At 70.5% G+C, this 3,941-nt stretch carries 6 protein-coding genes; all 6 read right to left on the minus strand.

Features of this window, described 5'->3' with window-relative positions; translation table 11 throughout:
• Positions 1–263 precede the first annotated feature (263 nt).
• The 6 genes from rplQ to infA all read right to left on the minus strand — a co-directional run bounded on the left by rplQ (position 264) and on the right by infA (position 3,745).
• On the minus strand, positions 264–812 hold the full coding sequence (gene rplQ, locus FOE67_RS18995; protein WP_228474041.1) for a 50S ribosomal protein L17: 549 nt from the start codon (positions 810–812) through the stop codon (positions 264–266).
• Between the two features lie 204 nt (positions 813–1,016).
• Entirely contained in the window at positions 1,017–2,039 is a 1,023-nt protein-coding gene (locus FOE67_RS19000) for a DNA-directed RNA polymerase subunit alpha (protein ID WP_182665908.1), read from the minus strand.
• A 275-nt stretch (positions 2,040–2,314) separates the two neighbouring features.
• Positions 2,315–2,719 carry a 30S ribosomal protein S11 gene (gene rpsK / locus FOE67_RS19005; protein ID WP_143616930.1) on the minus strand — a complete coding sequence of 135 codons (405 nt, stop codon included), beginning with the start codon at positions 2,717–2,719 and terminating at the stop codon, positions 2,315–2,317.
• 67 nt (positions 2,720–2,786) lie between these two features.
• Positions 2,787–3,167 (minus strand): 30S ribosomal protein S13, encoded by a 381-nt coding sequence (gene rpsM, locus FOE67_RS19010; RefSeq protein WP_182665911.1) that lies wholly within the window; start codon positions 3,165–3,167, stop codon positions 2,787–2,789.
• A gap of 216 nt (positions 3,168–3,383) precedes the next feature.
• A complete protein-coding gene (gene rpmJ, locus FOE67_RS19015; protein ID WP_003956441.1) occupies positions 3,384–3,497 on the minus strand; it encodes a 50S ribosomal protein L36 in 114 nt (37 codons plus the stop codon).
• A 26-nt stretch (positions 3,498–3,523) separates the two neighbouring features.
• Positions 3,524–3,745: a translation initiation factor IF-1 gene (gene infA / locus FOE67_RS19020; RefSeq protein WP_003948620.1), complete on the minus strand. Its 222-nt coding sequence runs from the start codon at positions 3,743–3,745 to the stop codon at positions 3,524–3,526.
• Between the last annotated feature and the right edge of the window lie 196 nt (positions 3,746–3,941).

Here is a 3,941-nt window from a genome sequence, read left to right on the forward strand (position 1 = left end):
GGGGGTCGGTGGGGCGGGTCGCGCTGTCGGTCACGAGGCCGCATTCTCCCGGATCCGCCCCGAGCGGTGCCGTCGGGGTCCGGGGGCTCCCGACCGTCCCGGGGTCGGCGGCCCGGGCACCGGGTGGGAGCGGGCCGGACACGGAAACGGGCCCGGCCCCCGCGGTGCGCGGGGACCGGGCCCGCCGGTTACCCCGGCCCGGGGGCCGGGGGAACCGGATGACTCCGGGGACATCCGGGGACATCCGGGCAAAGGGCCGCCGATCAGGCGTCCTTCTTCTCCTCGGTGTTCTCGGTGTTCTCGGTGTTCTCGGTGGTCCCGGCGTTCTCGGCGCCGGTGGTCTCCTCGGCGTCACCGTCCTTGGAGAGGTCGGTGCGGCCCTTGGCCTCGTCCGACTCCTTCACCGCGCGCTGCGTGGCGGCCTCGGCCTCGCCGACGGCCTCCTGCTGCACGGTCAGGGCCTCCACCAGCTCGATGACCGCCATCGGGGCGTTGTCGCCACGACGGGGACCGATCTTGGTGATCCGGGTGTACCCACCGGGACGGTTGGCGAACTGCGGGCCGATCTCGGTGAAGAGGGTGTGCACGACGCTCTTGTCGGTGATGGTGCGCATCACCTGACGACGGTTGTGCAGGTCGCCCTTCTTGGCCTTGGTGATCAGCCGCTCGGCCACCGGGCGCAGGCGACGAGCCTTGGCCTCGGTGGTCTTGATGCGCCCGTGCTCGAACAGCGCGGTGGCGAGGCCCGCCAGCATGAGCCGCTCGTGGGAGGGACCGCCGCCGAGACGACGACCCTTGGTGGGCTTGGGCATCGGGTTTCTCCTTCGTGACTGCACCGGCCGTGTCAGGTACCGGTGTCAGGGCCCGCCCGGGCCGGTGCCGGGGCGGGGTGCCCCCGGGGCCGGGGCCCCGGGGAACGTCCTCGGTGCCGCCGCGTGCTCCCGGAAGGGCCGGGGCCGCGCGACGGGGGGGTGTCCGGTCCGCGCCCCGGCCGACGGCGGGGCGCGGGATCGGACTCAGTACTGCTCGGTCTCCGCGAAGCCGGGGTCGCCGTCGTCGTCGGCGCCGAAGCCGTCGGCGGCGGAGGTCGGGTCGAATCCGGGCGGGCTGTCCTTCAGGGCCAGGCCCATGCCGGCCAGCTTGGCCTTGACCTCGTCGATGGACTTCGCACCGAAGTTGCGGATGTCCAGCAGGTCGGCCTCGGAACGGGCGACCAGCTCGCCGACGGAGTGGATGCCCTCGCGCTTGAGGCAGTTGTAGGAGCGGACGGTCAGCTCCAGCTCCTCGATGGGCAGCGCCAGGTCGGCCGCGAGCGCGGCGTCGGTCGGGGACGGGCCCATGTCGATGCCCTCGGCGTCGACGTTGAGCTCACGGGCCAGGCCGAACAGCTCGACCAGGGTCTTGCCGGCGGAGGCCATGGCGTCGCGCGGACGCATCGACTCCTTGGTCTCGACGTCGACGATCAGCTTGTCGAAGTCGGTGCGCTGCTCGACACGGGTCGCCTCGACCTTGTAGGTGACCTTGAGCACGGGGCTGTAGATCGAGTCGACCGGGATGCGGCCGATCTCCTGGCCCGCCTGCTTGTTCTGGACGGCGGAGACGTAGCCGCGACCGCGCTCGACGGTCAGCTCCATCTCCAGCTTGCCCTTGGCGTTGAGGCCGGCCAGCACCAGGTCGGGGTTGTGCACCTCGACGCCGGCGGGCGGGGCGATGTCGGCGGCGGTGACCAGGCCGGGACCCTGCTTGCGCAGGTACATCACGACCGGCTCGTCGTGCTCGGAGGAGACGACCAGCTGCTTGATGTTGAGGATCAGGTCGGTGACGTCCTCCTTGACCCCGGGCACGGTGGAGAACTCGTGCAGCACGCCGTCGATGCGGATGCTGGTGACGGCGGCACCGGGGATGGAGGAGAGCAGGGTGCGGCGCAGGGAGTTGCCGAGGGTGTAACCGAAGCCCGGCTCCAGCGGCTCGATCACGAACCGGGAGCGGAACTCGTCGACGACCTCTTCGGTCAGGGAGGGGCGCTGGGCGATCAGCATGGGTGGTGACTCCAGTCTTCGGCACCCGCTATTTGATGCCGAGAGCGGGGACAACGGGGTATCCGGCGGGTGCCGGACCCCGGGGCGACGGCACCGGGGTGCCGCCGGACCCGGCCGGCGGCGTGTCGCGCGCCGCCGGTGGGTGGTGCGGGGTGCGGGCCGACCGCCCCGCGAGGGGCGGGAACCCGCCGTCGGGCCGGATCCCGGAGGACCCGACCCGACGGGCGGCCGTTCCGCTCCGGTGCCGGGGCACCGGGACGGGAACGGCCGTCGACTCAGACGCGCCGGCGCTTGGGCGGGCGGCAGCCGTTGTGCGGGGTGGGGGTCACGTCCTGGATGGACCCGACCTCCAGGCCGGTGGCCTGGAGGGAGCGGATCGCGGTCTCACGACCGGAGCCGGGGCCCTTGACGAAGACGTCCACCTTGCGCATGCCGTGCTCCTGCGCGCGGCGGGCGGCGTTCTCCGCCGCCATCTGCGCGGCGAACGGGGTGGACTTGCGGGACCCCTTGAAGCCGACGTGGCCGGCGGAGGCCCAGGAGATCACGTTCCCGGACGGGTCGGTGATCGAGACGATGGTGTTGTTGAACGTGCTCTTGATGTGGGCGTGCCCGTGAGCGACGTTCTTCTTCTCCTTGCGGCGCACCTTCTTGGCGCCGGCCTGTCGGCCCTTCGGAGGCATAAAGCGCTATCTCCCGTGGAGGTGGTCGGTCCCGCTGCGCGGACCGCGAAACGGCGTCCGGAGCGGACTACTTCTTGCCGGGCTTCTTCTTGCCGGCGATGGCGCGACGCGGACCCTTGCGGGTACGCGCGTTGGTCTTGGTGCGCTGTCCGCGAACGGGCAGGCCGCGGCGGTGACGCAGACCCTCGTAGCTGCCGATCTCCACCTTGCGGCGGATGTCGGCCTGGATCTCGCGCCGGAGGTCACCCTCGGTACGGATGTTGGCCTCGACGTACTCGCGGAGGCGGACCAGCTCTTCCTCGGAGAGGTTGCGAACGCGGGTGTCGGGGTCGATACCCGTCTCGCGGAGCGTGGTCTGCGACAGGGTGCGACCGATGCCGAAGACGTAGGTGAGGGCGACCTCGACGCGCTTGTCGCGCGGCAGGTCGACGCCCGATAGGCGTGCCATGCGTGGGCTCCTGATTCGTGTCGGAGGTCTGCCGCAGTTCCGGTCCCGGCATGGCTACCGGGTCCCCGGCCTCCGACCGGGGGTGTCGCCTCCCGCGCGGGGCGGGGACGGGACGCTGCGGTGTTGACGTGTGGGGCGGTGATCCGGGCACGGGGTGCCGGTCACCGCCCGGGCGCGTGAAGTCTGCTTCGAGTGTTCGGCTCGGCGTGTCCGCGATCAGCCCTGGCGCTGCTTGTGGCGCAGGTTGTCGCAGATGACCATGACCCGACCGTGGCGGCGGATCACCTTGCACTTGTCGCAGATCTTCTTGACGCTCGGCTTGACCTTCATGGGATTGAGGTTCTCCGGGTCTCGATCTACTTGTAGCGGTAGACGATCCGCCCGCGCGTCAGGTCGTAGGGCGAGAGCTCCACCACGACCCGGTCGTCGGGCAGGATACGGATGTAGTGCATCCGCATCTTGCCGCTGATGTGCGCGAGGACTTGGTGACCGTTCTGTAGCTCAACCTTGAACATGGCGTTCGGCAGAGACTCGACGACGGTGCCCTCGATCTCGATGGCCCCTTGTTTTTTGGCCATACTTGAGCGCTTCACCTTCCGGGATCGGCTACCTGGACAGCCCAGATACACGGGTGCACCGGGACCGACGCACCAGTCTACGGGAGCGCTCGGGAAAAGACGAATCAGATAGGTTTCCCCACCATCAAGATCGTTATGCGACGGCGCGCGGATCGGAAGCGACGGGTGGGGATGGTGGCCCCGGGGGCCCCACCCG

The sequence above is a fragment of the Streptomyces calidiresistens genome (assembly GCF_014141525.1).
Classification (GTDB): Bacteria; Actinomycetota; Actinomycetes; order Streptomycetales; family Streptomycetaceae; genus Streptomyces; species Streptomyces calidiresistens.

Excerpts from the sequence above, each read along its gene's own strand:
- rplQ (WP_228474041.1), bottom strand. The coding sequence starts at position 812 with ATGCCCAAGCCCACCAAGGGTCGTCGTCTCGGCGGCGGTCCCTCCCAC.
- FOE67_RS19000 (WP_182665908.1), bottom strand. The coding sequence starts at position 2,039 with ATGCTGATCGCCCAGCGCCCCTCCCTGACCGAAGAGGTCGTCGACGAG.
- rpsK (WP_143616930.1), bottom strand. The coding sequence starts at position 2,719 with ATGCCTCCGAAGGGCCGACAGGCCGGCGCCAAGAAGGTGCGCCGCAAG.
- rpsM (WP_182665911.1), bottom strand. The coding sequence starts at position 3,167 with ATGGCACGCCTATCGGGCGTCGACCTGCCGCGCGACAAGCGCGTCGAG.
- rpmJ (WP_003956441.1), bottom strand. The coding sequence starts at position 3,497 with ATGAAGGTCAAGCCGAGCGTCAAGAAGATCTGCGACAAGTGCAAGGTG.
- infA (WP_003948620.1), bottom strand. The coding sequence starts at position 3,745 with ATGGCCAAAAAACAAGGGGCCATCGAGATCGAGGGCACCGTCGTCGAG.